The sequence below is a fragment of the Arthrobacter sp. NPDC080073 genome (genome assembly GCF_040686575.1).
GTDB lineage: Bacteria > Actinomycetota > Actinomycetes > Actinomycetales > Micrococcaceae > Arthrobacter.
Window position 1 is genome coordinate 68,177 of sequence record NZ_JBFBKR010000017.1, and the last position, 26,941, is coordinate 95,117.

At 62.7% G+C, this 26,941-nt stretch carries 29 protein-coding genes, 1 tRNA gene and 1 other RNA gene; 19 read left to right on the plus strand and 12 right to left on the minus strand.

What is annotated here, in order from left to right:
* Positions 1-2: 2 nt before the first annotated feature.
* The 10 genes from AB0O52_RS17665 to AB0O52_RS17710 all read left to right on the plus strand — a co-directional run bounded on the left by AB0O52_RS17665 (position 3) and on the right by AB0O52_RS17710 (position 7,285).
* A complete protein-coding gene (locus tag AB0O52_RS17665) occupies positions 3-980 on the plus strand; it encodes a hypothetical protein (protein WP_364540150.1) in 978 nt (325 codons plus the stop codon).
* Positions 980-2,086 carry a hypothetical protein gene (locus AB0O52_RS17670; RefSeq protein WP_364540153.1) on the plus strand — a complete coding sequence of 369 codons (1,107 nt, stop codon included), beginning with the start codon at positions 980-982 and terminating at the stop codon, positions 2,084-2,086. The genes AB0O52_RS17665 and AB0O52_RS17670 overlap by 1 nt, the downstream gene beginning before the upstream one ends.
* Positions 2,086-2,997, plus strand: a complete 912-nt coding sequence (locus AB0O52_RS17675; protein ID WP_364540155.1) for a hypothetical protein — start codon at positions 2,086-2,088, stop codon at positions 2,995-2,997. Before AB0O52_RS17670 ends, AB0O52_RS17675 begins: the two co-directional genes overlap by 1 nt.
* 26 nt (positions 2,998-3,023) lie before the next feature.
* A complete protein-coding gene (locus AB0O52_RS17680; RefSeq protein ID WP_364540158.1) occupies positions 3,024-3,410 on the plus strand; it encodes a hypothetical protein in 387 nt (128 codons plus the stop codon).
* Positions 3,411-3,421: 11 nt separating this feature from the next.
* Entirely contained in the window at positions 3,422-3,751 is a 330-nt protein-coding gene (locus tag AB0O52_RS17685; protein WP_364540161.1) for a hypothetical protein, read from the plus strand.
* Positions 3,752-3,812: 61 nt separating this feature from the next.
* A complete protein-coding gene (locus AB0O52_RS17690) occupies positions 3,813-4,775 on the plus strand; it encodes a LysM peptidoglycan-binding domain-containing protein (RefSeq protein WP_364540164.1) in 963 nt (320 codons plus the stop codon).
* A 111-nt stretch (positions 4,776-4,886) separates the two neighbouring features.
* Positions 4,887-5,213: a hypothetical protein gene (locus tag AB0O52_RS17695; RefSeq protein ID WP_364540166.1), complete on the plus strand. Its 327-nt coding sequence runs from the start codon at positions 4,887-4,889 to the stop codon at positions 5,211-5,213.
* On the plus strand, positions 5,210-5,710 hold the full coding sequence (locus AB0O52_RS17700; protein ID WP_364540169.1) for a hypothetical protein: 501 nt from the start codon (positions 5,210-5,212) through the stop codon (positions 5,708-5,710). The genes AB0O52_RS17695 and AB0O52_RS17700 overlap by 4 nt, the downstream gene beginning before the upstream one ends.
* Positions 5,711-5,722: 12 nt before the next feature.
* The gene (locus AB0O52_RS17705; RefSeq protein WP_364540172.1) at positions 5,723-6,079 is read left to right on the plus strand and encodes a hypothetical protein; all 357 of its coding nucleotides are present in this window, start codon (positions 5,723-5,725) and stop codon (positions 6,077-6,079) included.
* Positions 6,080-7,285, plus strand: coding sequence for a GDSL-type esterase/lipase family protein (locus AB0O52_RS17710; RefSeq protein WP_364540175.1), 1,206 nt, complete (start codon positions 6,080-6,082; stop codon positions 7,283-7,285).
* A 245-nt stretch (positions 7,286-7,530) separates the two neighbouring features.
* Here AB0O52_RS17710 and AB0O52_RS17715 read toward each other — a convergent pair whose 3' ends face one another.
* The 8 genes from AB0O52_RS17715 to AB0O52_RS17750 form a co-directional block, all read right to left on the minus strand.
* Entirely contained in the window at positions 7,531-8,238 is a 708-nt protein-coding gene (locus AB0O52_RS17715; protein WP_364540178.1) for an SGNH/GDSL hydrolase family protein, read from the minus strand.
* A 100-nt stretch (positions 8,239-8,338) separates the two neighbouring features.
* Positions 8,339-9,502 (minus strand): acyltransferase, encoded by a 1,164-nt coding sequence (locus AB0O52_RS17720; protein ID WP_364540256.1) that lies wholly within the window; start codon positions 9,500-9,502, stop codon positions 8,339-8,341.
* 276 nt (positions 9,503-9,778) lie between these two features.
* Positions 9,779-10,078, minus strand: a complete 300-nt coding sequence (locus AB0O52_RS17725) for a hypothetical protein (protein WP_364540181.1) — start codon at positions 10,076-10,078, stop codon at positions 9,779-9,781.
* Positions 10,079-10,126: 48 nt separating this feature from the next.
* Positions 10,127-10,891 (minus strand): SOS response-associated peptidase, encoded by a 765-nt coding sequence (locus AB0O52_RS17730; RefSeq protein WP_364540184.1) that lies wholly within the window; start codon positions 10,889-10,891, stop codon positions 10,127-10,129.
* A gap of 52 nt (positions 10,892-10,943) precedes the next feature.
* Entirely contained in the window at positions 10,944-11,753 is an 810-nt protein-coding gene (locus AB0O52_RS17735) for a hypothetical protein (RefSeq protein WP_364540187.1), read from the minus strand.
* Positions 11,754-12,783: 1,030 nt separating this feature from the next.
* Positions 12,784-13,323: an ImmA/IrrE family metallo-endopeptidase gene (locus AB0O52_RS17740; RefSeq protein ID WP_364540190.1), complete on the minus strand. Its 540-nt coding sequence runs from the start codon at positions 13,321-13,323 to the stop codon at positions 12,784-12,786.
* A 119-nt stretch (positions 13,324-13,442) separates the two neighbouring features.
* Positions 13,443-14,555: a site-specific integrase gene (locus AB0O52_RS17745; RefSeq protein WP_364540193.1), complete on the minus strand. Its 1,113-nt coding sequence runs from the start codon at positions 14,553-14,555 to the stop codon at positions 13,443-13,445.
* A 119-nt stretch (positions 14,556-14,674) separates the two neighbouring features.
* A tRNA-Ser gene (locus AB0O52_RS17750) sits at positions 14,675-14,759 on the minus strand.
* Between the two features lie 333 nt (positions 14,760-15,092).
* On the opposite strand from AB0O52_RS17750, the gene AB0O52_RS17755 reads away from it, so the two are divergent.
* The 4 genes from AB0O52_RS17755 (at position 15,093) to recR (ending at position 19,733) form a co-directional block, all read left to right on the plus strand.
* Positions 15,093-15,416, plus strand: coding sequence for a hypothetical protein (locus tag AB0O52_RS17755; RefSeq protein ID WP_364540196.1), 324 nt, complete (start codon positions 15,093-15,095; stop codon positions 15,414-15,416).
* 242 nt (positions 15,417-15,658) lie between these two features.
* Positions 15,659-15,755: signal recognition particle sRNA small type (ffs, locus tag AB0O52_RS17760), an RNA gene on the plus strand.
* Positions 15,756-15,788: 33 nt separating this feature from the next.
* On the plus strand, positions 15,789-18,971 hold the full coding sequence (locus tag AB0O52_RS17765) for a DNA polymerase III subunit gamma and tau (protein WP_364540199.1): 3,183 nt from the start codon (positions 15,789-15,791) through the stop codon (positions 18,969-18,971).
* A 162-nt stretch (positions 18,972-19,133) separates the two neighbouring features.
* Positions 19,134-19,733, plus strand: coding sequence for a recombination mediator RecR (recR, locus tag AB0O52_RS17770; RefSeq protein ID WP_364540202.1), 600 nt, complete (start codon positions 19,134-19,136; stop codon positions 19,731-19,733).
* Between the two features lie 59 nt (positions 19,734-19,792).
* On the opposite strand, the gene AB0O52_RS17775 is transcribed toward recR, so the two are convergent.
* The gene (locus AB0O52_RS17775; RefSeq protein WP_364540205.1) at positions 19,793-20,974 is read right to left on the minus strand and encodes an ABC transporter permease subunit; all 1,182 of its coding nucleotides are present in this window, start codon (positions 20,972-20,974) and stop codon (positions 19,793-19,795) included.
* Positions 20,971-21,927, minus strand: coding sequence for an ABC transporter ATP-binding protein (locus tag AB0O52_RS17780; protein WP_364540208.1), 957 nt, complete (start codon positions 21,925-21,927; stop codon positions 20,971-20,973). Before AB0O52_RS17780 ends, AB0O52_RS17775 begins: the two co-directional genes overlap by 4 nt.
* Before the next feature lie 252 nt (positions 21,928-22,179).
* Here AB0O52_RS17780 and AB0O52_RS17785 point away from each other — a divergent pair, with 252 nt between their 5' ends.
* Entirely contained in the window at positions 22,180-23,526 is a 1,347-nt protein-coding gene (locus AB0O52_RS17785) for an aspartate kinase (protein ID WP_364540210.1), read from the plus strand.
* 152 nt (positions 23,527-23,678) lie between these two features.
* Here the strand turns inward: AB0O52_RS17785 and AB0O52_RS17790 are convergent, their stop codons facing one another.
* Both AB0O52_RS17790 and AB0O52_RS17795 read right to left on the minus strand, forming a co-directional pair.
* Positions 23,679-23,858, minus strand: coding sequence for a hypothetical protein (locus AB0O52_RS17790; protein WP_364540259.1), 180 nt, complete (start codon positions 23,856-23,858; stop codon positions 23,679-23,681).
* 155 nt (positions 23,859-24,013) lie between these two features.
* A complete protein-coding gene (locus tag AB0O52_RS17795) occupies positions 24,014-24,223 on the minus strand; it encodes a hypothetical protein (protein ID WP_364540213.1) in 210 nt (69 codons plus the stop codon).
* 123 nt (positions 24,224-24,346) lie between these two features.
* Here AB0O52_RS17795 and AB0O52_RS17800 point away from each other — a divergent pair, with 123 nt between their 5' ends.
* From AB0O52_RS17800 to AB0O52_RS17815, 4 genes are read left to right on the plus strand one after another with little or no spacing between them, the layout of a single operon-like run.
* Positions 24,347-24,841 carry a MarR family transcriptional regulator gene (locus tag AB0O52_RS17800; RefSeq protein ID WP_364540216.1) on the plus strand — a complete coding sequence of 165 codons (495 nt, stop codon included), beginning with the start codon at positions 24,347-24,349 and terminating at the stop codon, positions 24,839-24,841.
* Between the two features lie 24 nt (positions 24,842-24,865).
* Positions 24,866-25,429: an SSI family serine proteinase inhibitor gene (locus tag AB0O52_RS17805; RefSeq protein WP_364540218.1), complete on the plus strand. Its 564-nt coding sequence runs from the start codon at positions 24,866-24,868 to the stop codon at positions 25,427-25,429.
* Positions 25,326-26,369 carry a 3-methyladenine DNA glycosylase gene (locus AB0O52_RS17810; RefSeq protein WP_364540221.1) on the plus strand — a complete coding sequence of 348 codons (1,044 nt, stop codon included), beginning with the start codon at positions 25,326-25,328 and terminating at the stop codon, positions 26,367-26,369. The genes AB0O52_RS17805 and AB0O52_RS17810 overlap by 104 nt, the downstream gene beginning before the upstream one ends.
* Entirely contained in the window at positions 26,366-26,737 is a 372-nt protein-coding gene (locus tag AB0O52_RS17815; RefSeq protein WP_364540224.1) for a serine protease inhibitor, read from the plus strand. Before AB0O52_RS17810 ends, AB0O52_RS17815 begins: the two co-directional genes overlap by 4 nt.
* The last annotated feature ends 204 nt before the right edge of the window (positions 26,738-26,941 follow it).

Here is a 26,941-nt window from a genome sequence, read left to right on the forward strand (position 1 = left end):
TAGTGGGTATCGTTTACGCCGCCCCGTACAGGCCGCCGGCGCCTCCGGTGAATCCATGGCGGGGCATTGGCCTGTCATGGACGGGCTGGGATGGCAGCGAGTGGGAGCTCACCAACCCGGCCGCAGGCTTGTTCCTGCGGCCGGGGGTGCGAGGGCTGCAAATGCCGTCGTTTGAGCGGCAGTCCAGTTCGTCGCCCGCGGTGGCCGGCTCGCGGCATCTCGGCACGTCAACCAAGGACCGCGACGCTTTCTGGCCGCTTTACCTGTACTCGGATAAGAGCTCCGCGGAGTTCATGGAGCGGGACCGTGCTTTCTGGCGCAGTCTCGACCCTGATTTCGAGGGCACCTGGACAGCGAAATTGCCGAACGGTGATCGTCGGACGCTCGGGTTGCGGCTGATCAGCGCCGATGACGAACTGACCCATGACACGATCCAGCGAGGCTGGGCGAAGTACGGCATCAACCTCTTGGCTGATAAGCCGTACTGGCTTGGCGAGAAAGTCACGAAGTCATGGGCGCAGGGCGACATGCGCAACTACTACATCACCGAGGCGGACCGGATTGCTTACGGTTATCCGCCGGATGCCATCCACTACCTATCGCCAGGCGGCGCGCTCGGGGAAGCGACGTTCACGAACGACGGCGACGTCGCGGCTTATCCGGTGTGGACGGTTGTCGGTCACACCTCGGCCGTCTCATTCGGTGTCGGCGGCAATGACATCATCGTCCCGTTCGAGATCCCCGCGGGCTATGCCGTGCAGCTGGACACTGACCCGGTAAACGGACAGGTGCTCTGGTACGGGGCATGGGACGAGGCTACGAAGTCGATCCTGTCGCCGCTGGACCGCACCTCGGAGCTTGACCCGACGTCGGCGTTCGTTGCGATTCCGCGTGGGCAGGACCGCCCGCTGACCATCCAAATGACTGGCACTGGCAGCGTCATTGCCGAGGTGCAGAACCGGTATCGGAGGGCTTGGTAGTGGCTTCCGAGATTCCCTACGAGATCGTTGTGTACAAAGGCTGGGAGTTCAAGGGCTGGGTTGGGCGGCCGCTCGATCTGAAGCCGACCATCCGCCACAACGTAAAGTCCACCGCGACGTTCACGATCGACGCGAACCACCGCCGGGCTGCGGACCTCATGGAGCCTGGCGCCCGGGTGATGATCTACCGGCACAGCGAGTTTCAAATGTCCGGGCCCGTCAGGTTGGCCGGCGGCCAGTTCACGACGGCGGCCACGCTGACTTTTACGGTCGAGGACGATTTCCGGATCCTCAACAACTGGCTTGCCTGGCCGAAGCCGACGGCGCCGCTCACCGGGCAGGACGTCGAATACCGATCGATTACCGGCCCGGCTGAGACTGTCGTCAAGACGGTCATGGCCGAGGCCGCAACCCGGCTGGGTTACCCGCTTGCAGTGGCGCCGTCCCTGGGGCGCGGCACGTCAGGGAAGTACACATTCCGCTTCCACCCTGCCTATGACCGGCTGTTCCCGGCCGTGGACCAAGCAGGGATCGGAGTCACCGTCCGGCAGCAAGGCAACGGCCTAGTGCTGGACTGCTATACGCCCAGGGACTACGCGCACCACCTGTCCCCGGAGAAAGGGACGGTTATCGGCGGGACATACTCGCTGGCAGCCCCGGCCGTGACCCGGGTGGTTGTCGGCGGCCAAGGTGAGGGCGTCGCGCGCGAGTTCAAAGGCTTCACGGAGCATGCGCGCGAGACGGCGTGGAACGACATCATCGAGGTCTTGCAAGACGCCCGTGACTCGTCCTCCGGCGACGTCTACGCCGACCGCGCGAAGGAAGTCCTTGCAGAAGGTGCGCCGCTGGCCGGGCTGTCGCTCGAGTTGTCCGAGACAAAGCACTTCCGCTACGGCGGGGACGGGCTGCGCGTGGGCGACCGCGTGACGGCCATGATCCGCGGGCAAGCATTCACCGACGTTCTCCGAGAGGCCCGGTTGTCCTGGGACAAGGACGGCGACACGGCCACACCCATTGTGGGTGAGCGCACCGACGACCCGGACACCGCCTTGGCCAAAAGAATCCGCGCCTTGCAGCGCGACAACGCAGACAGGAAGGCCCGCTAATGGCTTTGACCAGCGTCTTTTACGACGGAGTAGTGACCGAAACCGACCGGGCAAAGAACCGGGCAGGTGTTCCCGATTACGGCGTGTACGGCACGGAAGACTTCAAGGTGAAGCCTCATCCGTCGATCCCGTACGCGGTGATCGTGACCAAGGGCAAGGCCCATGGCTGGGGAGTCACGGACGAGGCGGCAATGGATCAGGTCGTGCAGTGCGGCACCATCGTCTCGGGCGTCCGTTACGACCTGATCTCGGTGCGCAGGAACTGGCAGCCTGCAGCAGGCGGCCCGTCCACACTCGTGGCGACTCCGGGATCTGCGGATCCCGAGATCCCCGCAGCGCGCAAGACCGGTCCCGGCGTCGAGGATGACCAGCCTATTGCCTTGGTCAAATGGAAGGCCGGTCTGAGCGCGCCGGAGAAGATCATCGACATGCGGTGCTGGGCTGGCAACGGCGGCATGATCGCCAAGGATGAGCTGGCTCTCGGCTACCTCGCCAGCCTGGGCGCCTCAGTCAAGATCAACGGCAACCGATGGTCCTACGAACTCTTGGCCAACGATATGCCCGGCTGGGTCAACGAGGACGGCGCGGGACCATGGATCCAATTGCCACTGGAAGCTGGGTGGCTGAACAACGGCGCGTCCAGGGCCAGCGCCCGTATCTTGTCCCGCGGCCAACTCCTTCAGGTTTCAGCTGACGTCCGGTACTCGGGCGCCACCGGCTCGGTCGTTGAGCGGTGGATTATCGCCAAGCTCCCCGCGGGACTCCAGCCTGTTGACACGACTTTCGTTCCGGGGACGACGAACGGTTACCGTTCCGGCACGTTCTACGTCGTCAACGGAGCTGGCATTTCGGTCGGACCGTACCCGCAAGGGAACATCTGCCAGCTCAACGGAATCGCGGCCATGAAATGATCGCTGTCCTCAAGAACCTGTGGTTGATGATCCAAGAGCCACGCTTCTTCTCCATCTGCTATTGCGGCGCTTACCTGATGATGGCGATCGCTGGCACGGCCGTCCTTCTGGACCCTCCCCGGACGATGCAGAGCGGCCTTGGCGAAATCCTTGTCCATGTCTGGGCCGGGCTGTTGATCTTCGGCGGCGTTCTCGGTTCGCTGACGACCTTGCCGGGGATCTGGTGGCTTGAACGGCCTGCCACGATCGCATGCATGTTCGCGATCACGATCTATGGCGCTGCGGTGCTGGCGCTCCCATTGACACAGCCGAGCGCCCGGATCGTCTCAATGTGCTTCATCGCGTTCGCCCTTCTCACGTTCGCCGTCCGCCTAGTGAAGATCAAGCACTTCGCCTACGACCCCGAAAAGTAGAGGTCCTGCGAATGGACGGAACACAACAATTCGTGCTGGCCATGGTCAGCATCGGCGGCGGCATGGTCGCCTTGGAACTCATCAAAGGCCTGGTGAAATTCTTCACGGGAGCAGCAGGCCGGGAGCGCGCCCGGAACGTCACGTTGAAGGAGCAACGCAACGAGGCCTGGGCGGATGCTGAGAGGGAGCGTGACCGGGCCGACCGGGAGGCGCATAACCGCCGCATCACGGAAGAGTACGCCTCCCAGCTGCGCCGAGACTGCACCGAGCATGGTATGACGGATCAGGAGCTTCGTCCTTGGCCCGTTCTGAAGAAGCCGCCGCCTAACAGCACCACCTAACCAACTCACGAAAGGCCCTGGCAGTCGCCGGGGCCTTTTTCATGCCCGGAAAGGGGCCATCATGAAGCTCTCGAATCTTGCAAATGTCCTTCGCGCTGCAGGTCTTACCGTTGTTGAGACCGCAGGCTGGGTCTCCCGGGGCTACGCCGGGCAGGATCTGGCCGACGTGCGCGGCGTCCTCTGGCACCACACCGCCACGAACCGAGGCGCGTTCGCCGGCTCCGACGCGCCGACCCTGAACATGTGCATCGGTGGGCGCTCCGACCTAGCCGGACCCCTGTGCAACATCGTGTTCGGGCGCAACGGCACCGTCTACCTTGTCGCCGCTGGGCTGGCGAACCATGCGGGCCGCGGTTCGGCCGCCGGGATTCCCACGGACGCCGGGAACTATTACCTCATCGGCATCGAAATGGAGTCCTCCGGTGTCGCGCCATTCGACTGGACTGAGGACCAGATCAGGGTTGCGCCGCACTTGGGCGCGGCACTGGAGCGGACATACCTCCTGAACCAGCCGGAGGAACTGCGCCTCCAGCTGGGCCACCTCGAATACTCCTCGGAGGGAAAGATCGACCCGGCTGGCTGGCCGGGCGGCATGGACGGCTTACGGGAGTCGATCAACGCCGTTCTCGGCGGCGGCGCTCCTGCATCTCTTGTCCCCGCTTCCGTTCCCGCCCCGGCACCCGCGGCGACCCCGGCTCCTGCCCCCGGCCAGATCATCCGTGGTGACAACGAAATCCACTGGGTCGTTGAGCGTGGTGACACGCTCTCCAAAATCCAGGCCTACTACAACGGCCCGACCGTCGATCAGATCGCGGCCTACAACCGCATCGACAAGAACAGCATCACCCCCGGCCAGAAGGTGTGGATTCCCGGTCCTCTGGTGTGGATCATCGAACAGCCGGACACCATCCGGTCCATCGCTGACTACTACAGCCTGGACCCGACCTACCTGGCTGCACTCAACGGCCTTCCCGGGCCGGATGCCGAGATCTACATCGGCAACGTCCTCACCATCAAGGCCTAGGCCCATGCGGTCATTTCTTTGGGTGGCGGGCGCCACCTGCTTGGGCTGTTACGCACTGACCGTTGTGGACGCCTTCGTTGCGGTCCTCGAACTCTCGAAAGGGGCTCTCTAGTGGAGACGCTCGCAACCATCATGACGGCGGTCCTCACCGTTGTCTCTCCGCTCGGAATTGCCTGGGCCAAGTCCGAGTCCTGGTCGAAGGTCATCAAGGTGGCCGTACCGATCGTCGTCTCTCTGGCGATCGCTACCGGCTATCTGTGGGTCAGTGGTCAGCTCTACAGCACTGCTGGTTGGGCGCAGACAATCCTTGCCGTCTACGGTGCCCAGCAGCTCGCCTACACGACCATCCTGCGTTGGTGGGCTTCGATCCTCGAACAAGCCGGACAGAGGACCGATGACCGCCCAGCGCACCGCGCAGACCACAAGGATGCCTCATGATTACGTACCCTTTCGAGGCGGCGCTATTCGTTGATGCCGTGACGTTCACCCGGGCCCCGAATGCGCAGATCACGATCTATGACGAGGCAGACACTGCGGGTACGACGCCTCTTGTTTTGACTGACCCGAACGGACTGCCGCTGGCCAACCCCTTGACATCCTCGCCGGACGCGTTTGGGCCGAACTTCCGGGCCCCAAGCATGCGGGTGAAATGGTCGGGCGGCGGCCTGACAGGGTTCCTGTCCTCGCCCCAGGCGGTGTTGGACGAAGCTAAAGCGGCTCGGGAGGCCGCGAACACAGCGTCAGGCTCAGCCTCCGAATCTGCTGCCTCGGCCGCAGCCGCAAAGGTTGCCGCCGAAGCTGCGTCCGCAACAGCCGCGGGCGGCGGCTTCGCAGTGGACCCCTCAAATCCAAACGTGTTGCTCATCAGCACCAAGTCAGACGGGACGGTGGCCGTTGACCCGACCAATCCCAACGTCCTACTAATCACTGTATAAGGAGCCAGAATCATGGCAATAATCAAGACGGCAATCGTCGGCAACGATGGCCGAGTGAAGGACGAAAGCCTTCCGACCAGGCTCGGAGCCGGGCAGGTTCTTGGGCTTGTCCAGGCGGCAAAAAGCCCTGATCTCCTGATCGTTGGAGCGGTGACTCTGGACGGTTCGGACCAGGTTATGAGCGCTGGTGTGGCATGGCCCGATGGGACACCAGGCACACTCACGATCACGAGCCGAGACGCTAACGGGGCGGTACTCGCCTACAACATCACCTACGGCTCTCCGGTCACGAAGACCTTCACGCAGCCGACCATCACTCGCAACGCCAACGGCGCGGCGACCAACGTACCCCAGATTGTGGTGAGCTAAATGGGTATCCTCGACGCCCCCTCCCGGCCCCCGTTCCTTCGCGGGTCTTCGATCGCATACCTGGGTGATAGTCATGTCCAGGGGCCCTTCGCCACGTACAACTACGGCGATGCGTTCCCGCTTCACGTGGGTTTGGCCTCGCAGCAGAAATACACCTCGGCCGGATTTCACGGAATCGGCGGCGAACGCTCCGACCAGATCCTTGCCCGGGTCCAGACAGCCTTGGCTAGGCGCCCCACCTACCTTCTGGTTCAGGCGGGAACCAACGACATCGGCCAGGGCATCTCGGGCGGGCAGTCTGACATCCAAATAGTGAACACCATCGCCACCAACCTCAAGGCGATTTATCGGTCAGCCAAAGCCGTGGGTTCGATCCCTGTGGCCTGCACAGTCCCACCCCAGAACACCGCGGGACAGCGGCAGAGGGTCATCCTCAAGGCCAACATCTGGATTCGCCGCTTTGCCATCCAAAACGGCCTTCCGCTCGTGGACTTCTACACGCTTCTGGCGAAAGACGGGATTACGGCCACGCCGGCCGGGAACTGGAAAGATGCCTACGCCGCTGACGGTACGCATGGCAACGCAGCAGCCGCAGCGGCAATCGGAGCCCTCGTTGTGTCGACTCTAAACGCGGCAGGACCTGCTGGCACGATGCCCTCCCTGTGCACAGATCTCGTGGATTCCGGGCAGGGCATCTGGCTCATGCGCAATCCACTGTTCCAGGCGACGTCAGGCGACCTCAAGAAGCCGGACAACTTCAGCACCTACGGTGCGTCGACCTCGGATGCCAACACCGTGTACTCCCTGGTTTCCGATGCCTTGGTGCCCGGCAAGATGCAGCAGATCGCCATGAATGCATCAGCGACTACCTCAGGCGGCCTCCAGGGTGTCAGCACGGTTACAGTGGCCGCCGGTGACATCATCGCTATTGGGGGATACATCACGACCGATGGCGTCACGACATCTCAAGTCCAGATTCAATGCGGCGGCGGGACCACGTACAAGCCGGTCAGCTTAGGGATAGGCGCAGCCGTAACCCGCGGCGTCTACTACATGGAATTCGCCGCACCTTCCTCCGGGGCTGTCACGGTGAATCTTCTTGCGGGCCTACGCGCCGGATTTGCGGCTACCGTGGCCTTCAGCTATCCGTCAGTGGTCAATCTGACAGCGGCCATCGGAGAGACCGTGGCCCAGAGCCCGAACTAGTCCTACTTCGTGACGGCTACCGGAACGATGATCAAGTAGAGCTAGACGGCCGTCGAGCGGGGGTACTCGGCGCGGCATTCGTCAGAGCAAAATGCCGGGTCCCATAGCGATGCGGGGTTCTCGGAAACGCGGACCCCGCACTCAGCGCACTTACGCGGACGGTTCAACCAGATCAGCAGTCGGTCAATCGGTCGAATCCCCATGCAGAGAGTATAGGGCCTGAAAGACACGCACGGGCAAGTAGTTCACGGATGGGCGCCCTTGATCGCGGCGGAGAGTGACTGGCCGATGATCTTGGCCGCTGCTTCGGTGGGGTGGACTCCGTCCGCGGTCATGCCAGGGGCGTAGCGGTCGCCGTTGCGTACCCCGGCCATAGGATCAATGAACTGCCACTTACGGGCCGTGGCCAACTGTTCAAGCTTCTGATTGAACACCGTTGCCGCATCTGGCGTGGCATCTCGAGGTGGAACCGCTGAAAGAACGACACGCGCAACCCCGGTCTTTGCCACGATGCCATCAAGGTTCGCTGTTGTCTGATCAAACGGGACACTGTTGGCATAGTCGTTGGCCCCGGCAAGGAGTACCAACACGTCAGCCTTTATCGGGGTAGCATGCTGGAGCATCGTCTCAGACTTGACGCCACCCTGCGCCCACCCGCCCGCGAAAGTGAAGCCATCGCCTAAATAGCTTGCCCAGGACAGGGAGCCAAACTTGCCCGCCGCGAAATCCGGACTATTGCCGTTGGTGATCGAGTCACCATATGCGGCGAAAGCGAGAGTTTTGATGGCCGGTGAAGCGGCTTGCAAGGACTTGTGGCTGTCGTAATAAGACTGCACCTGATCTGATACCGGCGGTGCCTCGGCGCATCCGGCCAGAACGGCAGCAGTCACAGCGAAGACAAGCAAGGCGCGACGTTTCAAGGCATCCCCCAAGAAGTAGTTTGCCCCAATCATAAGGGACGCGTAAGGCCTGAACTACCACTGCATTGGGGCGACCAGCGCAGGCCGCGACTGAGCCCCCAAAGCTGAGATCGCATCGCTTAGCGTTATCGGCCTACGGGTTTGAGGCGACGTCGGCCACTTGGCCTGACGCAACAGATACCTCACTGACAGTTGGAGCGTTCGGACGGTCAGTTGCATGCACTTCAGAGGGGAAGAATCGATCCCTGATACGCAGTGCTGGCCATTCGATCGCGATCGTCATCACGATGCCTGTGGCGATCGCGATAGCGTATTTGAGCACGACGACCAGCACCGGGCTTTCCATCACAAACGCTGCTGCGGGTACGACGGGCGCAGCCTTAGTCAACACCATGACCAGGAACCCCGCGGCTGCAGCATGCCAGATGTAGAGCCCGTACGAATATAGACCCAACCGGCCGAGCGGGCGCAACGCCCATTGCGTTTTGGGAATCCACGCCGCCTTATACAGAAGGAGGATGAAAGACCCTGCTGTTATGTAAGCGACGGTATAGCCTACGGTGTCTCCAATGAAGCTAGGTCTCGGGACTATTACCAGAAAAGCGGTCCCGGCCACGGTAAGGCCAAGCCACAGCCATCGAAGCTTCAGCATCCGCGTGAACATGGGTTCGTAGTGCACTGATAGGACGGCGAGGATCACGCCAGCCGCTAGCGAATCTGCGCGGAAATGCGTTTGCCATTGAATTTGCACCTCCGAAGCACCGGCTGCTGCACCGATGAAACGGAACAACAGGCACGCAGCGAGCACTGAAGTCATGATCGTCAGCAGGATCTTCGGTTGACCGCCGCGCCGTGCAAATATGGGGAAGAGGATGGCGGCAAGTAGATAGAAGTGTTCCTCCACCGCCAGGGACCAGAGCTGCGACAGCGAAGTGCCAAGGTAGTTCTGGAGATGCACGATGTTCTGAAGGAAGAAAGTTTGCCAGCCGTTGTTGCTCATGAAGAGCTCGGCAATGAGGTAGACATACAGCACTGGCCAGAGCTTGAGCGCCCGGCGCTTCATGAACCGCCAGCGGTCAAACGCTCCTGTTTTTATTCGTTCTTTCAGCAAGATCCGACCTACAAGGAAACCGCTGAGGACGAAAAACAGGTCAACGCCGGCCCAGCCGATCGCATGACCCGGCCAAAGCAGGACATCAATCACAGGAATGCCAGTAACTGCGTTGAAGTGCCAGCCCATGGCGAGCAATATCGCTACCCCGCGGACTACGTCAAGATCAAGCTCCCGGTATTTCATCGACAAGGCGGCCACTCAGTTCCCCCAATAAACCATATGTTTTTGGACATTGTACGGCCCATAAGACATGGTCAAGTGCCCCTTGTCATCTGCAGCCTGCGATGAATAGGCTTGATCTTCCGAGCTCACCTCGGACCGAGCCAGCTTCGGGCCTGTGGGAATGGGCGCCTGGTAACTTGCGGGCCCGTGTACCCGCGCCCACAACTACACACGTACAGCCCCTCGCCGTCCCCCACGGTGAGGGGCTGTTTTCGTATTTAACGCGCTCTCGGATCTTTAACGCACTCTTGGGTCGATTGTCCGACGTCGCACTCTGGATGCTTCCACCCAGACTTCTTTGCGGCCTTCGTAGTAATCCATCGGCCAGGGCACTGACACCAACACATGCACCTTCGTCCACCCGTATGCGAAAGCGGGCACCTCGTGGCTTTGCCCGCTTTCGTAGTCGAGCTTCACGAAGACCGGCAGCGGTTCCTTGGGCTTCGTCGCACCCTCCAGGGCTGCAGGATCCACAGGGGGTACCACGGGCGTGACCTTGCGCGCACGCGGCGGTCCCCAGAACTTCTTTTCCTCCACAGCCAGAGCCTCCCACCGCGGGCAGACAATGAGCATAGTTAGCGGGCGTCAGGTGGCCGGCTGGACGAGTTCGGGCCCGTTGTTCCGGACATAGTTGACCTTGTCGCTTACGATGCGGGGCACTAAATGGGGTTCGGGCATGGAGTCCAGCAGGGCGCGAACATCTGCCTCCGACGTCGTTTCAGGGTCGAGCCAGTCCGAGAACATTTCAGGCGGCACGATCAGCGGTGTCCGGTCATGGATATGGCCAAGGGCATCTGAGGCCGCCGTGGTGATGATCGTGGCCGTCCGCAACCACTTCTTAGGGTGACCGTCCGGCAGTGCTGGATCTGGCCAGTTCTCGAACAGTGCCGCGAACGCCAGGATCTGGTCATCGGCATCGTGCAGGTAAGTCGGGATCTTCCCGCCGCCCGGCTTCTTCTCCCACTCGTAGTAGCCGTCGCCAGCAAGCAAACCGCGCCTGGTCGAGGCAGCTTTCCGGAAGGATGGCTTCTCGGTGACAGTTTCCATCCGGGCGTTGATCAGCCGAGCGCCGCCTCTGGGGTCTTTCGCCCACGACGGCACCAAACCCCAGCGGGCAGGCACAAGCTTCCTCGTCACCGGCTCGCCGTCGCCCGAACTTCGGTCCAAGATCAACGGCACAGTGTCAGTGGGAGCTTCATTGTAGGAAGGCTTCAGCTCCTCGATGTACGACTCTCTGACGTCGAAGGCGGCCATCAAGTCGGCAGTTGATTTCGAAACAACATAGCGTCCGCACATCACTTCATCATGCCGCAGGATCCTCCATGGTGTCAGGACGCGGCCTTGGTGCATGATTGTCGACCGGCGCTGCCCAATGGACCGACTCAGGGCGGAAGAGCACTGCCTAGTGTGGCAAATGACTCGCGGGGCCTTCCCATTGAAAGCCGTCAAGTGCTAATTGGACCACCTGTTGAGCTATCGCGACCGATTCGGTGCTTATCTCAATCTCCCCGAAGGTGCCATCGGCTAGCGTCCCACCGAATCGGTTGTCGAAGATGGAATTCACGAACAGAACGCCGCCCTGCGGGGCGTGAATGGCGCTGTTGATGAGCGGCTGAAGCTCAATCCTATTCGCGCGCTTTTTAGCCTGCACCCGGTCTTCCGCGTGGTGGGACGAGTCCCTGACCCCGACCAGGCCAGGAAACGCATCAGAGAAAATCGAGCATGCTCGGGCCATGCCCTCATGTGATTCAGGCATTTCCTTCAAAAGCTTGAGTGATTTAGCGATTGTATCGAAAGCGTAGAGGCATGATTTTGCATGTAAAACCCGGACGCGGGAACGGTAAGACTTTGGAATTGAACCTTCGCACCAACGCTCACGCTTAGCTTCGACAAGAGACTGCCGCATTATCCTCGTCCGAACGTCGAACCAGTCCGATGATGCGAGGTCATCCGGTAGTTGCGCCTCGAGCTCAGACTGGATTCTATGCTCACGGGCCCGCTCTGCGTCCCATGTCGTCTCAATGTCATCTCGACGTTGGAGATCCGACGCGCGCGCTTCTGCCGCAGCCTGTTCAAATAGGGACAGTGAAATTGCCGCATCTTCTAGACAAGTGGTCAGAAGGTCGAGCAGTGCCTGGACGTCCCGCTGGCGTTCCGGATCGGGTATCCCGGTGAGCCAGGAGCCGGGCCGGGTCAATTCGAAAATGTACATCTGGTTCAGCTCCCCGCTTGAGTTGGTGCAGACGTGCCGAGCTGGCTGAAGCTGCCGTCCGGCGCTTCGATAGTGCAGGTAACGCCCACTGGCACAGTCTAAGCGGAGGCAAGCATGGAGAGGCCGCCACCCAGAGAAAATGGGGGGAACTCCAAGTGGCGGCACGTGTCCAAGCTATCGGCAAGCATCAGGCCAAACCGGATATTTTTACGAAATCTTTACGGGCGGTGTAGGCACAATCATTCCGAGCGCTAGACGCCACCTGTCCCCCTCAGTCGAGCCGTGGCCGAGCGTGGCGCGTAGCTACATGAGTAGCTACAGTGAGGTCACTTCGGCACTTATCTGAAGCATGAAAAAATCCCCCAGAACTGTTGATTTCTAGGGGATTTTCACTTGGTAGCGGTGGGGAGGCTCGATCTCCCGACCTCACGATTATGAGTCGTGCGCGTCCGGCGAACCATCGGTAACTGCGAGGCCGACTGACGAGCTCAAGGCCGGCCGGCCGCCAGAGGTCACTTAGAATCTTTTTCGGAACTGAGGCGATCTCTCTTAGGGAACAGCGACCTTGCGATAACAACAAGGATCCCGATAACTTCGACGACACATGCTGACATCCAAGAGATCATCACCCCTTCTGGTACAGAGAACCGGTTCTCCGCTAGGTAGGTCCAGAAGAACCAGTTGGAGCAAGCAAGCTGAAGGGTTACAAAGAAGATCGCCCAGTTGGCGACAAGCCTCCGAAGACGAAGCCTCTGATTGGTCTTCATGATTCGATGAAGCGACTCGCGTTGCTTGTCGCTTGCGCTTGCCGTGTCCCCGCCAGTCAGAGCCAGTGGGTCGGATGACTCTACGAATACGAGTATTCGGTTTGTTGCTCCTCGCCACAAGCGAACGATAAAGAGGCTCCCCCACCATCGGGTGAACCAATTTCCGCCACCTCTGTGTCCGCGAGGGGGCTTTTGCCCCTCGGTGTCACTGCGGAGGCCGCTTAGGTATTCCTTGATGGCCTCGTCAACATCTACCGGCATGCTCAGGCTACGCCGAGGTTAGCCAGCCGGTACTCCATTGCCAATGTAGATACCCCAAAGCGCTCAGCCATTTCACGTACTGTCTCTCCCGATGCATACAGGCGCTTAGTCGCACCGGCGGGCATTAGAAGGGCGGCTGCGAATCCGTTCGCCCACCGCTCCTTTTCATCGGTGCCCTGGTCGGAATGGCCTTTGAGCCGCTTCAGCGTTTGGAACGTCTTCTTTCCGCGGGCGGTCTCTTGAATGTAATGTCCAAGTTCGTGCGCGATGGTGAATCGCTGCCGGACAGCGCTGTGGCTGTCATTCACGTAGATGATTGCAGGGACATCCTCTTGTTCCTTCGCAACGAAGCCCGAAAGAGAGTTCTCCGCACTGATGTAGCGCACTTCGACGCCAAGGTCGTGCGCAATGCAGGAAGGATCGATTGGCGGTCGAAAGCGCTGCTCCTCATCCACCACGAATTCCCGGAGAGCCTCCGTGGCTGTTTTCTCGGTGTTCCAGATGCAAACATCTTCGGCTCCCAACGAGTCTATCCAGCGCATTACACCCCCCTCTTCCTTAGCTTGCGACGGAACGATGGCAATTCCTTGGGAAACATTACTTATCCACAGGTTGTTGATACCGTCACTTGACACTCATGTTAGCGCAACACCTTGCTCCCTCATGCCTCCAGCGCGCGCTCGGCAATGTCGATTGCTCGGAAGTGCGCGTCCGGAACCAGATGGGAATATCGGTCAATGGTGGTCTGGATACTCTCATGCCCGAGCCGACGGGAGAGCTCATAGATACTCATGCCCCCGGCCAGCATCAGTGACGCGTGAGTGTGGCGCATGTCGTGAATGCGCGGCCTGTAATCCTTCGGATAGTCGAGCGTCTCGATGGCGTCGTTCCAGAACTGCCAGAAGGTCGAGTGCCGGACCGGACCGCCGTAGGTGGTGCGGAACACGTGCTGACCCGGCTCGGTAGCCTCCACAAGGGGGCGAACGCACTTCACGAACGACGGCGGCAGACTGATCGTGCGTCGGGACTTCTTCGTCTTTGGCGGTCCAATGTAGAACCGGTTATTCTCGTCACGCTTCCAGGCCCGCTCCACCCGTACGGACGGCGTTGCGCCATCGAGGTCAAAGTCATCCGCATAGAAAGCGGTCACCTCTCCGAAGCGCGCCCCGGTCGCACGCAGGCAGGATACGAAGACCTGGTAGCGCTCGGGGTGCGCGTTGACGATCTCAAGAGATGCTTGCGCCGTCATAAAGTACATCTTCTCTTCTGTCGCGTCATCCTTGGGCAGCTTGATCCCACGGCATGGGTTGTCAGCGCGGTGCTTGAGTCGGATAGCCGTCTCCATTGACGCCGATAATAGCCCGTGATGGTTCGCAATCGTCTTGGCGGACAGCGGCTTGCCGTTGTAGCTGCTCCCCTGCATGGATTTGATCCACAGAATGACGTCCTCGTGCTCGACAGCGGCAACGGGGATCTTCCCAATACGCCCACCGAAGTAGTTGTTGATCGCTCGTTCATAGCGCTTGATCTGGTCCGGGCCGGCACTCGTAAGCAGCTCGACATGCCGAAGGAGGTTGTCCGCTACGGTCGGCCCTCCGATGGCTACTTTCTCCAGGATCTTCTCTACCGCACTCAGCGAGTTCCCGTTGGCCTCCACCAGGCGCTTAAACCTCAGCGCTTCCGCTTCGCTTTCCCAGGGGTAGGAGGTTTGCTTGCCGGTGTCCGGAGTCACGCCAGAGAACGGCGTATGAGGCTGTCCCATCTGCACGTCCACGCTTTCGAATACTTGCCATACGAGCACTGTAACGCCGAGGTCTGTCAACAAATCCGGGCCCCGTGTCAACGTAGACGCAAAAGTGCCCCTAGATCGTTGAAATCTAGGGGCACTTCTCGCGGAGAATGGGGGATTTGAACCCCCGAGGGCGTTAACCCAACACGCGTTCCAGGCGTGCGCCATAGGCCGCTAGGCGAATTCTCCATGCTTCTGAATCAAAAGCAGACTCCACTGTACCCGAGAATTTCGGCATAGCCCAATCGGGACTTTCATGATGCCGAGCTTGCCCTCCGTGGGCTTACGAGCTTGCCCTCCGTGGGCTTAAACGTAAAAATGGACGCCCCCAATGCGTCCATTCCTCCGGCACTCCGTTGAGCTGCTGGGTCCAGCCCCTGAAACCAGGCCCTGCAGCTCACAATCTTGAGATTGCCCCAATCGGTGTACATACCCATAGTCCGCTCCGTTCAGCGGTTTGGCAATGGAGATTAAGAACCATCCTCTGACCTGTTTTTCGGCGAGCACTGGGAGGATGGTGCCATGAGCCAACTGCACGCCCTCGTCGTCTACGTTCCGGCATCGCATAGCGAGAGCTTGCTGGCTGCGATCGGCGATGCCGGGGCTGGCAGAATCGGCGACTATTCGCATTGCTCCTTCACCACCCCCGGCACCGGACGATTCACACCATTGCCGGGTGCACAACCGTTCATCGGAGCCGTGGGGCAAGGGGAAAAGGTGCCGGAAATCCGGGTCGAGTGCTTAGTTGAGGCGGACTTGCTCGACGCCGTAGTGCATGCTCTGCGCTCAGCCCACCCTTATGAGGAGCCTGCATTCATGACGTGGCTTGTGAACGGCTGGCGCTAGCCCACACACAGGACATGCCCTCCCCGACCCCTCAAGCACTGGACAGCCCCTCCCCCGCAATTGGACATGCCCTCCCCACCCCTTGAGCGCTGGGCAGAATACGAATATGTCCAGTCCTTGGCTCTAACAGGGGGCATGTCCCATGGAACCACCAAGCACCGAGGGGACATGTCCATTTCATCGCTCTCACATGGCCCATGTCCGCAAATTCGGAGGGCCCGACAACTTCGGGTAAGCTTATCGACGGCCCCTCATGTGGCGTCATCCTGTTGAACTCCCCCAGGACCGGAAGGTAGCAAGGGTAGATGGGCTCTGGCGGGTGCATGAGGGGTCTCTTATTTAAATGTCAGTCCCTATAGGTAGGTTTTCCCTGTGACTGTTACTACTGCTCTTTACCGCAGATATCGCCCCGATTCTTTCGCGGACGTTATCGGGCAGGAACACGTCACGGAGCCGCTCATGACGGCCCTACGCAAAAACCGGGTCAACCACGCCTACCTCTTTTCCGGCCCGCGCGGCTGCGGAAAAACCACGTCCGCCCGCATCCTTGCCCGCTGCCTCAATTGCGCCGAAGGCCCCACGGACACTCCTTGCGGAAAATGCAACAGCTGCGTTGAGCTGGCCCGCGGCGGCTCCGGCTCGCTCGACGTCATCGAGATCGACGCCGCCAGCCACGGTGGCGTGGACGACGCCCGCGATCTCCGCGAACGCGCCACCTTCGCCCCGGTCCGGGACCGCTACAAGATCTTCATCATTGACGAAGCCCACATGGTCACTTCTGCCGGCTTCAATGCGCTGCTGAAAATCGTCGAAGAGCCGCCGGAACACATCAAATTCATCTTCGCCACCACTGAGCCGGACAAGGTCATCGGCACCATCCGCTCCCGCACGCACCACTACCCCTTCCGGCTGGTGCCGCCCGAGCCCCTGATGCGGTACCTCGAGCTTCTCTGCCAACAGGAGAACGTGCCCGTAGCTCCTGGCGTGCTCTCCCTTGTCATCCGGGCCGGCGGTGGTTCGGTGCGCGATTCCCTCTCCGTCCTGGACCAGCTCATGGCCGGCGCCGGACCCAACGGCCTGGACTATGAACTCGCTGTCGCGTTGCTTGGATACACCCATGCTTCACTGCTCGACGACGTCGTAGAGGCAATCGCCGCGTCCGATTCGGCCACCGTTTTCCGTGCCGTGGACCGGGTCATCCAAACCGGTCACGATCCCCGGCGCTTCGTCGAGGACCTGCTGGAGCGGTTCCGCGACCTCATCATCGTCCAAGCCATGCCCGAAAGCGCCCAGGCAATCCTCCGCGGCATGCCGGCGGACCAAATCGCCCGTATGCGTAGCCAGGCCAACAACCTCGGTGCCGCTGAGCTCTCGCGTGCCGCCGATGTCACTAACACCGCGCTCACTGAAATGACGGGCGCCACCTCGCCCCGGCTGCATCTCGAACTGCTCTGCGCCCGGATCCTGCTGCCCAGTTCCGAGCAGACCGAACGCGGCATCGCGGCCCGGATCGACCGCGTCGAACGCCGCCTCAACTATGGCGGCGCACTCCCTCCCGTGGAAGCTGCTTCGGCTCCTTCCACTTCCGCCGCGCCGACTTCCCGCCCAGCGGATCAACCAGTGGAAGGCCCGACGGCGGCTGCCAGCACGGTTTCCGACTCACCAAGCCTCGGCTCACCCTCGCCTCAGGCACCCACATCCAGGCCCGTCGAGGTCGCCCAGGCTCCGGCTTCCGGCCCTCAGCCTGTTTCCGGGGAACCGTCCAGGGAACAACTGACACCGCCCCGCGTTTCCACTACAGACTGGCCCGTGGATGAAAATAGGCAACAGGCCAGCCGCCCCGGTCCCGAAGCAGCTGCGCATGCACCGGCTCAAGCTCCTGCGACGCAGCCCGTTGACAGTGCGCCGGCGGCTCCGTCAGCCACCGATCAGGAACGCGCCCAGGCCGTAACGGCACCGGCCCAAGAACCCACGCCCGCGCCCGCCCAGGCGCCAGCGCCCGCACAACCCCCAGCACCCTCGCCGGCCCCTCGCCCCGCTACCGGTGGCGCCGATGTAGAGGTGATCCGGCGGGCTTGGCCCGAGATCCTCCAGACGCTGACCAAGATCAAACGCAGCAGCTGGGCGCTGGTGGGAGCAAACGCGCAGGTGGCGCAGTTCGACGGCCAACTTCTGACTCTTGCATTCAGCACTGACGGCCTTGCGAGCGCCTTCAGCCGCGCAGACCATGCCGAGAACCTACGCCAGGCCATCCACAAGACAATCGGCATCGACTGCCAGATCACTTCGGTCGTTGGCGGCAACAGCTTAGGTAGCTCTGAACCAAACCCAAAAGCACCTACTGACCCGGCGCCACCTGTAGGGGTTGGCGCCTCTCCAGCTGTGTCGTCCGCTGTGGACAGCGCATGGGGACTTGCCCCTGCGACACAGATCCCTGCTGCCCCGGAAGCAGACAAAGCCGACCCGGCACCAGCACCAACAGCTCAACCAGCCCGAACGGCGCAACCAGCATCCACGGCACAAACACCAGGGGCGCCGGCGACGTCGGGGCAGGTTCCTTCCGCGCCCGCAGCTCCGACCCAACCCGTTCCTGCTGCACAGGCTCCGGCCTCAGCAGCCGCCCCGGCATCGTTCGCCCCAGCAGCCGCGTCGACCGCCGCGGCACCGACGGACCCGGCCGCGGACTACTCGTATTCGGACGATGACTGGGGTCCCCCGCGGGACGAGGACGCTCCCCCGCTGGACGAAGAACCGCCCATGGATTGGGAGCCGCCGGCATCCCTGGGCTTCACCGCCATGCCCACGGCCAGCTCTACCCCCAAGATCAAGCGCTCCATCCAGGCACCTGCGGGGAAGAAGTCCGAGGCCTCGGAAGATCCATGGTCCAGGGCTGTCGAGCAGGCGCCGGGCTCGTGGGTGGTCGGCACCGAGTCCAACGTCGGTTCCGCGGGCTCTGCGGTCCCTGACGGCCAGGCCGCTTCATCCGCGCCGGCGACACCCAGTCCCGTCTATGAACCTGCCGCCGCCCAGATTCCAAATCAGCCGCAGGCTTCGGCACCGCCCGCGGCCACGGCACCAGCCGCCGACTGGTCAACGACTTGGTCGGCGCCCCAGCCCACGGCCTCCGGCACAGGCACAGGCACAGGCACAGGCACATCACCAGGCAGTACACCCCCGGCGGCCACATCGCCCGCCGGCACGTCACCGGCAGCAGCGACGCCCGGAGGCGAAACCGCGCACTCGGCCGCAGCACTCGCGCAACCCGCTCCGCCGGCCCCTGCCCAAGCGGCCCCGGCCCCTGCAGCAGCGCCGGCGCCCTCGGGACCCGGGAAGCAGAGCCTCTACCAACGGCTTTCGAACAGCCCCGAAGCCATGGCCGGCCGCGAGAAAGCACCGGCACGGACCGCCGTCGCGCCCGGCATCGTCGTGGAAGACATCCCGAGTGCCGACGACGAAACTATCGAGGAGTCGGGAGTCTTTGGACGCGCCGCCGTCGAGCGTATTCTGGGCGGAAAGCTACTGGAAGAACGGTCGCTGGACGGCATGCGCCGCTAATAAAGAGACGCCGTAACAGCACCCTGCGCCGGGCACGCACGGGGTTCGGCGGGGAACCTCTTGGAACCCCGCTTGAGAGCCCGCCGGCGCCCGCAAAAGGTGCCACCAAACCGCGACGCCGCCGAACAACAGCGGCGTCTACACCAAACGAACGAGGACATTGTGTACGAAGGCGCAGTACAAGAGCTGATCGACGAACTCGGCCGGCTCCCCGGCGTCGGGCCGAAGTCGGCGCAGCGCCTGGCCTTCCACATCCTCGAGGCCGATCCCGAGGACATGAAGCGGCTGGTCGCGGCCATCACCACAGTCAAAGAACGGGTGAAGTTCTGCACTGTCTGCGGCAATGTCACCGAGCAGGAGCTGTGCAACATCTGCCGCGATCCGCGGCGCGACCCCTCCGTGATCTGCGTGGTGGAAGAATCCAAGGATGTCCTGGCCGTGGAACGCACCCGGTCTTTCCGCGGCCGTTACCACGTCCTCGGCGGCGCGATCAATCCGATCGCCGGTATCGGGCCCGAGCAGCTCCGCATCCGCGAACTCCTCACAAGGCTCAACGACGGCGCCATCCAGGAAATCATCATCGCGACCGACCCCAACCTTGAAGGCGAAGCGACGGCCACCTACCTGGCACGCATGCTGAAGTCGATCGGCATCACGGTCACCAGGCTTGCTTCCGGCCTCCCTGTGGGCGGAGACCTGGAGTACGCGGACGAAGTTACCCTCGGAAGGGCCTTCGAGGGCCGCCGCAACGCCCTCATTTAGGCAGCGCGCTTCCCGGAAAACCCCCGACGCCGTTGCGGACCCTTACGAAACCGCCCGGCTTACGCGATCCGTGTGCCGCTGGCCAGCCGGCTTGCGGGCGTCCGCAGCGAACGCCAGCCGAGCCACATGAGCAGCCCCGTCAGGAGCAGTTGCAGGCCGAGTCCCAGCGGCCACAAGGGCGTCGTCTGCTCGAGGTACTGCGGCTGCGGCACGCCGTTGGCGCATAGGTAAGTGTGGTCCGGGCCGGCGAGCGCGGACCTGGCACCCTGGCTGATGCCTTCGATCATCCCGACCGTGTAGAACCCTGTCCCGCTCCGGTCCGGGTACGGAATCGCGTCGGCCACCACCACGTAGGGATTCAACGCGAGCATCCAAGCAACGCGTTCGGTCCGTACGGCCGGATGCTCCACCAGCGGCCCCTCGCAGCTGTAGCCCGGCTGCGCTGGTTCAATCGGCTGCCCTTGTTGATCCGGCTGCACCGGCGCATACAGCACGGAACGGCTAGCGGGAGAGTTGGCCAACACCGTCCCTTGCGCCAGTTGCGCACCCAGTGCGAAGGAAATCAACGATCCAACCACCAATGCGGCGACGACCAAGTAGGTCACCACGATCGAGAACAAGGGCCGCCCGGCAAGCGCCGAAATCCCCACTCCGATCCCGCAGACAACGGCCAGTTCCACGGCCAGCATCAGCAGGGAAACCACGACGTGCCCCGGGGTCAGCCCGCCTTGGAACATTCCGAACACAAGGAACGGGGAACTTGTCGCCAGAAAGGCGAGCGCCGCCAGCCACCCCGCGCAGAACTTGCCCCACAGGATCTGGCCCGGAGTCAGCAACGTGATCTGCAGGATGGCCAGTGTGCCTCCGGCCCGGTCTCCGTTGATGGCATTGGCGGACAGCGCGGGTGCCACAAGCAGGGCAAACAGGAGCACGAAAGCCAGCACGACCTCGAAGATCATCGAACCGGCCCCGTCCTGCGGCGACAGTGCCGACGGAGGCATTGCGGAACGACGCGCTTCCATGCTGGCGTTCCAGGCGAGCCAGGTCAGCCACGTCACTACCGCGATCACAAAGAACCAGATGCCCAACATGATGTACCAGCCGCGCGAGCGCAACCGTTGTTTCATCTCAAGGACCACGACGTCGCGTATCCCGCCAAGATACCCGACGACGGCGTTCCCGCCTCCCGTAATTCCGTGCGGTTCCGCCGGGCCTGGGACGGCTTCAGTCACGTTGCTCATCGCCTCTCCGTATCCAGGTTCATGTAGGTCTCTTCCAGGGCACCCGCGGCCGGGGCGAAGGAAACCACGCCGATGCCGGACCGGACGAGTTCGCCCAGGAGGGCGGCAGCGCCGTCGTCGTGCGTCAACAGCAAGGTGACCGACGGGCGGCGGCCCGCCTCTACACGGTATTCCAGCCCGAGTTCGCTGAGCTTTGCTGTGAGGGCCCCGTTGTCGAGGGCTGTGATCGCGTAGCGCCGGCCCTGCAGGGCCGCCTCCTCGAGGGTCTGCTGTTTCACGGTGCGGCCGTGGCTGACGAACACCGCTCCGTCCGCGATTTCATCGAGCTCGCTGAGCACATGGGAGGAAACCACCACGGCTTTCCCTTCCGCCGCAAGGCGGCGCAGCAGGTTTCGGAGTTCCACCCGGGATCCCGGGTCGAGGCCGGACGCAGGCTCGTCGAGCAAAAGCACGGAGGGGTCGTGGATGAGGGCCCTGGCCAGGCTGAGCCGTTGTTGCTGGCCCCTGGAAAGGACCCGGGCCGGCTGGTCGGCAAGTGGGTCCAGCCGGACAAGTTCGAGCAACCCGGAAACACGCTGGGCGATACCGGTCTTGGGCAGACGGTAGAAGCGGGCCATCTGGACCAGGATTTCGCGCGCGGTCAAGGACTCCCATACCCCCAGGGTGTCCGGCATCCAGCCGATCCGAAGCCGGGCGGCCGCGCTGTCGTGCAGAGGATCGAGGCCGTCGATCCGGACGGTCCCGGAGTCGGGCCGCAGAAGCGAGGCAAGCATGAGAAGGAGCGTCGTTTTGCCGGCCCCGTTGGGCCCGATGAGCGCCGTGACCTTCCCGGCCGGCGCGTGGAAATCGATGTGCTCCACCGCGTGGACCGTACCGAAGCGGCGTGAGACGCCTTCCGCGGATACCCCGAGGGCGCCGCTGCCCGGGACTCTTGGACTTTCAGCTATGGACATGCTCTACTCACCTGTTTCCCCCGAACAGAACAAGTACGCTTCAATTCCCGTGAGCCCACATGCCCGCAGGCTGCGTATGTCTTGATCGTACGCCACGCCGAAACCACCCGGCGGGCACCCAGGGGCCGAGATTTGGTCACAATTCCCCCGGCCGCCGCGCCCGGCGATAAACTGGCCACATAAGCCACGTAGCCGTGCCGCCACCTGGCCACGCAACGTACGATCCCCAATTGATGCAGTGAGGGTGCGCGCATGAGTTTGCCCACTACCGATGTGAAAACCGAAGACCTGCCCGCGCAGACTGCCAAGACCAAGCAGCTGATCGTGCAGAAGTTCGGCGGCTCCTCGGTGTCCGATGCAGAAGGCATCAAGCGTGTTGCCCGCCGCGTGGTTGACGCACAAAAGGCCGGCAACGAGGTTGTCGTGGTGGTTTCCGCCATGGGAGACACCACCGACGAGCTCCTGGATCTCGCCGCCCAAGTCACCGATTCTGCTCCCGCGCGTGAGATGGACATGCTCCTCTCCGCAGGCGAGCGCATCTCCATGGCCCTGCTCGCCATGGCCATCAACAAGTTCGGCGCCTCCGCCCAGTCGTTCACCGGCTCGCAGGCCGGCATGATCACGGACGGCATCCACGGCAAGGCCCGCATTATCGACGTCGACCCCCACCGCATCCGTACTGCCTTGGACAAGGGGCACATCGCTATCGTGGCCGGCTTCCAGGGCATGACCCGGAGCACCCGGGAGATCACGACCCTTGGCCGCGGCGGATCCGATACCACCGCCGTGGCCCTCGCCGCCGCGCTCGAAGCGGACGTCTGCGAAATCTACACGGACGTCGACGGCATCTACACGGCCGACCCGCGCGTGGTCTCCACTGCCACGAAGATCGACCGTATCTCCAGCGAGGAAATGCTGGAATTGGCAGCTTCCGGCGCCAAGATCCTGCACTTGCGTTGCGTGGAATACGCCCGCCGATTCGGCGTGCCCCTGCACGTCCGGTCCTCATTCAGCCAGAACGAAGGCACCTGGGTCCTGCCCAGCGCCGATGACAAGATCACGATTCAAGAGGGAGTTGCCTTGGAGCAGCCAATCATCTCCGGTGTTGCACACGACCGTTCAGAAGCCAAGGTCACCGTGGTCGGCGTCCCGGACATTCCCGGCAAGGCCGCCGCAATTTTCCAGGTCATCGCCAAGGCACACTCGAACATCGACATGATCGTTCAGAACGTGTCCACCCACGGCACCGGCCGCACGGATATTTCCTTCACCCTGCCCATCGTGGAAGGCGCCGACGCTCTCACCGCCCTCCGTGCGGCGCAGCCTGAAATCGGCTTCGAAAGCATCGAATACAACGAGAACGTCGGCAAGCTTTCCTTGATCGGTGCCGGCATGCGTTCGCACCCGGGCGTCTCCGCCACCTTCTTCAAGGCGCTCTCCGACGCCGGCATCAACATCAACATGATTTCCACCTCGGAGATCCGCATCTCCGTGGTCACGCACGCCGATCTGCTGGATGATGCCGTGCGCGCCATCCACAAGGCGTTCGAGCTCGACGGCGAAGCCGAGGCAACCGTCTATGGCGGCACCGGCCGCTAGCCGGCGCCTAGCCGGACGCTTGCCGGCCGCCGCCGTCGGGCACCCGCCGTCGGGCACCCGCCTTCGGGATCTGAAGTACTTAAACGTGAAAGAACCGGAGCTGATGCTCCGGTTCTTTTGCATTGCTGCGGCCTTGGAGCCGCTGAGCTGCTTCAGGTGCCTTCCTTGCGGATTCCGTAGTGGTGGCCCTGGTCGTCTGTTTCGACGACGAAATGCCCCAGTTCTTCTTCCGACGCCCTCTCGAAGTCGTCATGCTTGTGGACTACGGGCGCATCAATGTCACCCCGGGTTGCCGGGCCGAACCAGAAGCGCAGTCGATCTGTGACCTTCATGAAACTATCGAGTGCATGTCCCACAATTCCCACCTCCTTCCCCGCTGCGAGGTCCAGCCGTGCGGTTGGAGCTGAGTGGTTCCAGTGAGGCCAATTTTACGCCCGGAACCCGTAAAAGGCCCGGGTCGGCGTCGATCGCTGAGAGGCAGGAGCCTTTAGCGAAGGGACTTGTCGTCCGGGTTCCTGGGGACCACGTAGGTGCTGCCGTCGGGTCTGCGGATCGTCTCCCATTGCTGCGCTTCGGCCTGGCGCCGCGCGAGGAGGCGCTTGTTCTCCTCGGTCATTTCATGATCCAGGGAACTGCTGTGCGCCGGACCGAAAATCACCCGCAGCTTGCCGGTTGCACGCATGAATCTCTGGGTCATGGTCTCTTTGGCCACCTAGTCTACCCTCTCTCAAAAGGATGCTGTGCTTTAAGAGTACACTAACAATTAGTACACTAATTATCGACCGCTACAGCCGGTCGCCGACACGGAACGGAGCAAGCCATGGCTGCCGCAAGCACACCCATTGCCGCCGAAACCACCGCCTCGCCGGAAGACGACCTTTTGCTTGAGCGTCAATTGTGCTTCGCCCTGACGGTAGCGTCGCGGAGCGTCGTGGGGGTCTACAAGCCCGTGCTTGAAAAGATGGGGCTGACCCATCCGCAGTACCTTGTGATGCTCGCCCTGTGGGAACGCAGCCCGCGCACGCTCAAGGACATCAGCGAGGCACTCCTGCACGAGCCAGCTACCCTTTCACCCATCCTGCGCCGGCTCGAAGAAGCAGGATTCGTCACCCGCAACCGCATCCACGGAAACGAACGGGCCCTCGCCATTACCTTGACCGAAGCCGGCGCCGCCCTCAGGCAACAGGCGACGTCCGTGCCGGGAACCATCATGGAGCGGCTCCAGCTCAGCCGGGCGGAAGTCGCGGAACTTCACCGGGCCATGACCGGGCTCATCGCGGCCACTCAACTCCCCGGTGCGGCCACCGGGCGATAAACTGGCATGAATCAAGGAGAACCCATGCGCCTGCGAATAGTCCGGTCTGTGTTGGCCGTCCTCGCCCTCGCTGGTCTTGCCGCCTGCACGCCCGGCCCCGGGGGCGGTTCGCCCAGCAGCACGGCGCCCGGCAGCAGCACGTCGTCCTCGCCGTCGAGCAGCGCCCCCGGGCTCCTCCCGGACGAGACAGAATCTCCCAAACCGGCCCCATCCTTCACCCCGGGCACACCCACCTCTCCCGGCCGCGGAGATGCCGAGCTTTCCATCATCGTCAAGCTCTCCCCTACTGCGGCGCCCGAGAGCTACACGCTCGTCTGCACCGGCGGCGTCCCCGCTGCGGAAAGCCACCACCCCACCGCAGCCGCAGCGTGCGCGGCCCTGAAAAAGAACCCGGCCCTCCTTACGCGCTCGCCACGCCCTAGCGACCAAGTCTGCAGCCAGCGCTACGGTGGCCCCCAGACGGCAACAGTCACCGGGGCGGTGGATGGCGTGGGCGTCGATTCCTCCTACAAACTCACCGACGGCTGCGAAATCACCGCATGGGCCGCAGTCGCCGACATCCTGGGTTCCAGCGGTGCCGGAGCTTAACTACAGGCACCTCCCGCAAGAGAAATGGCTTGCGCTGGAGGCCGCCCACCATGCCCGCGTTGAGCGTTACGCCAAGCCATACTTGGCCCGGCGCTCCGCAGGCCAGAAGCACCCCGTGGAAGATTTCCTCTTCACCTACTACACCCAGAAGCCCGGCCAGCTGCTGCGCTGGCACCCGGGAGACGGCATCGTCCTCTCCGGCCCCAAAGCGGCGGAGCGGACCGGGTGGAAGTACTACAAAGCGCTCGACGACGGCGCGCTGGCGGCCGCGGGCCTGCCCGCCGGTACCGTTGCTGTCACCTTCGATCGCCGAAAGTTCGCGGCCGACCGCACCGAGGCCCTCCGTTTCGCCGGCATCATCCTCGCGGGAACCGTTGCACGCCCTGCCCAGTTTGGTTGCTTCGGACTGCACGAGTGGGCCATGGTCTACCGGCAGGACAAGTTCGATCTTCGCCACGAGTACCTCAAGCTCCGGCTCGGCTCCGAAGGCACAGACACGGTGGTGGAAGACAACCGGATCCGCTGCTCGCACTTCGACGCCTTCCGTTTCTACACTCCGGACGCCGTCCCGCTCAACGAACTCGCCCCTACGCGGGACAACCAGCGCACTATGGAACAACCTGGCTGCCTGCACGCCAACATGGACCTCTACAAATGGGCGTACAAGCTGGCGCCGGCCCTGCCAAGCGAGCTGGTGATGGACTGCTTCGAACTGTCCTGGCGCATCCGGGCCATGGACATGCAGGCCTCGCCCTACGACCTTGAAGAGTGGGGATATCCGGCCATCAGGATCGAGACGCCGCAAGGCAAGGCCGAGTACGTTGAGTATCAGAGGGCCTTCGCCGCCGAGGCCCAAGCGCTGCGTGCGCGGGTGCTCGACGAAGTGCGGCCGCTCCTGGAGATCCTGGCACAAACACCCTCTCTCGAAGGACAACGATGACTTCAAGCAATGGAAAGTACGACGTCGAACTCACCATCACGCTGACGGAGGCACCAGGCGCCGCGGACTATCAGTTCGTCCTGCTCGGCTCGGGCGGCGAAGTCTCCGAAGGCTCAACGCTTCCGGACCCCCGCGCGGCGCTTGCCGCCGTCGAGCAGTTCGGCGAAGAGATCTTCTTTCCGGTTCCCCGGCCGGACCGCATTTGCACCCAGCAATACGGCGGTCCCCAAGTGGCCGTGGTGACGGGCCGGTTCCGCGGTCGCGAGGTCAGCAGCCGCTTCAGCCGGACGGACGGCTGCGAGATCGCCCGTTGGCGCACCATGGCCGCACTCCTCGGCGGCGTGGCAGGATCAACGGGAGACATCTAGCCCAACGCCCGCTCACAAACAACCCTCCCCAGCCGCACGCCCGCTCACAAACAACCCCTCCCCACCCGCACGCCCGCTCACAAACAACCCCTCCCCACCCGCACGCCCGCTCACATAATCTGCAACAGGGTTCCGCCGTTTGACCACATACCTGAGCGGGCGTCCGCAAAAAGGACCACATACGTGAGCGGGCGTCCGGGGGGA

Bases quoted from the DNA above. Each gene is read 5' to 3' on its own strand.
- AB0O52_RS17685 (WP_364540161.1), top strand. From the start codon at position 3,422: ATGGACGGAACACAACAATTCGTGCTGGCCATGGTCAGCATCGGCGGC.
- AB0O52_RS17795 (WP_364540213.1), bottom strand. From the start codon at position 24,223: ATGACCCAGAGATTCATGCGTGCAACCGGCAAGCTGCGGGTGATTTTC.
- AB0O52_RS17690 (WP_364540164.1), top strand. From the start codon at position 3,813: ATGAAGCTCTCGAATCTTGCAAATGTCCTTCGCGCTGCAGGTCTTACC.
- AB0O52_RS17735 (WP_364540187.1), bottom strand. From the start codon at position 11,753: ATGTACATTTTCGAATTGACCCGGCCCGGCTCCTGGCTCACCGGGATA.
- AB0O52_RS17720 (WP_364540256.1), bottom strand. From the start codon at position 9,502: ATGAAATACCGGGAGCTTGATCTTGACGTAGTCCGCGGGGTAGCGATA.
- AB0O52_RS17790 (WP_364540259.1), bottom strand. From the start codon at position 23,858: ATGAAGGTCACAGATCGACTGCGCTTCTGGTTCGGCCCGGCAACCCGG.
- AB0O52_RS17800 (WP_364540216.1), top strand. From the start codon at position 24,347: ATGGCTGCCGCAAGCACACCCATTGCCGCCGAAACCACCGCCTCGCCG.
- AB0O52_RS17810 (WP_364540221.1), top strand. From the start codon at position 25,326: ATGGCGTGGGCGTCGATTCCTCCTACAAACTCACCGACGGCTGCGAAA.
- AB0O52_RS17805 (WP_364540218.1), top strand. From the start codon at position 24,866: ATGCGCCTGCGAATAGTCCGGTCTGTGTTGGCCGTCCTCGCCCTCGCT.
- AB0O52_RS17700 (WP_364540169.1), top strand. From the start codon at position 5,210: ATGATTACGTACCCTTTCGAGGCGGCGCTATTCGTTGATGCCGTGACG.
- AB0O52_RS17675 (WP_364540155.1), top strand. From the start codon at position 2,086: ATGGCTTTGACCAGCGTCTTTTACGACGGAGTAGTGACCGAAACCGAC.
- AB0O52_RS17680 (WP_364540158.1), top strand. From the start codon at position 3,024: ATGATCCAAGAGCCACGCTTCTTCTCCATCTGCTATTGCGGCGCTTAC.
- AB0O52_RS17740 (WP_364540190.1), bottom strand. From the start codon at position 13,323: ATGCGCTGGATAGACTCGTTGGGAGCCGAAGATGTTTGCATCTGGAAC.
- AB0O52_RS17710 (WP_364540175.1), top strand. From the start codon at position 6,080: ATGGGTATCCTCGACGCCCCCTCCCGGCCCCCGTTCCTTCGCGGGTCT.
- AB0O52_RS17815 (WP_364540224.1), top strand. From the start codon at position 26,366: ATGACTTCAAGCAATGGAAAGTACGACGTCGAACTCACCATCACGCTG.
- AB0O52_RS17730 (WP_364540184.1), bottom strand. From the start codon at position 10,891: ATGCACCAAGGCCGCGTCCTGACACCATGGAGGATCCTGCGGCATGAT.
- AB0O52_RS17705 (WP_364540172.1), top strand. From the start codon at position 5,723: ATGGCAATAATCAAGACGGCAATCGTCGGCAACGATGGCCGAGTGAAG.
- AB0O52_RS17785 (WP_364540210.1), top strand. From the start codon at position 22,180: ATGAGTTTGCCCACTACCGATGTGAAAACCGAAGACCTGCCCGCGCAG.
- AB0O52_RS17755 (WP_364540196.1), top strand. From the start codon at position 15,093: ATGAGCCAACTGCACGCCCTCGTCGTCTACGTTCCGGCATCGCATAGC.
- AB0O52_RS17715 (WP_364540178.1), bottom strand. From the start codon at position 8,238: ATGATTGGGGCAAACTACTTCTTGGGGGATGCCTTGAAACGTCGCGCC.
- AB0O52_RS17780 (WP_364540208.1), bottom strand. From the start codon at position 21,927: ATGTCCATAGCTGAAAGTCCAAGAGTCCCGGGCAGCGGCGCCCTCGGG.
- AB0O52_RS17775 (WP_364540205.1), bottom strand. From the start codon at position 20,974: ATGAGCAACGTGACTGAAGCCGTCCCAGGCCCGGCGGAACCGCACGGA.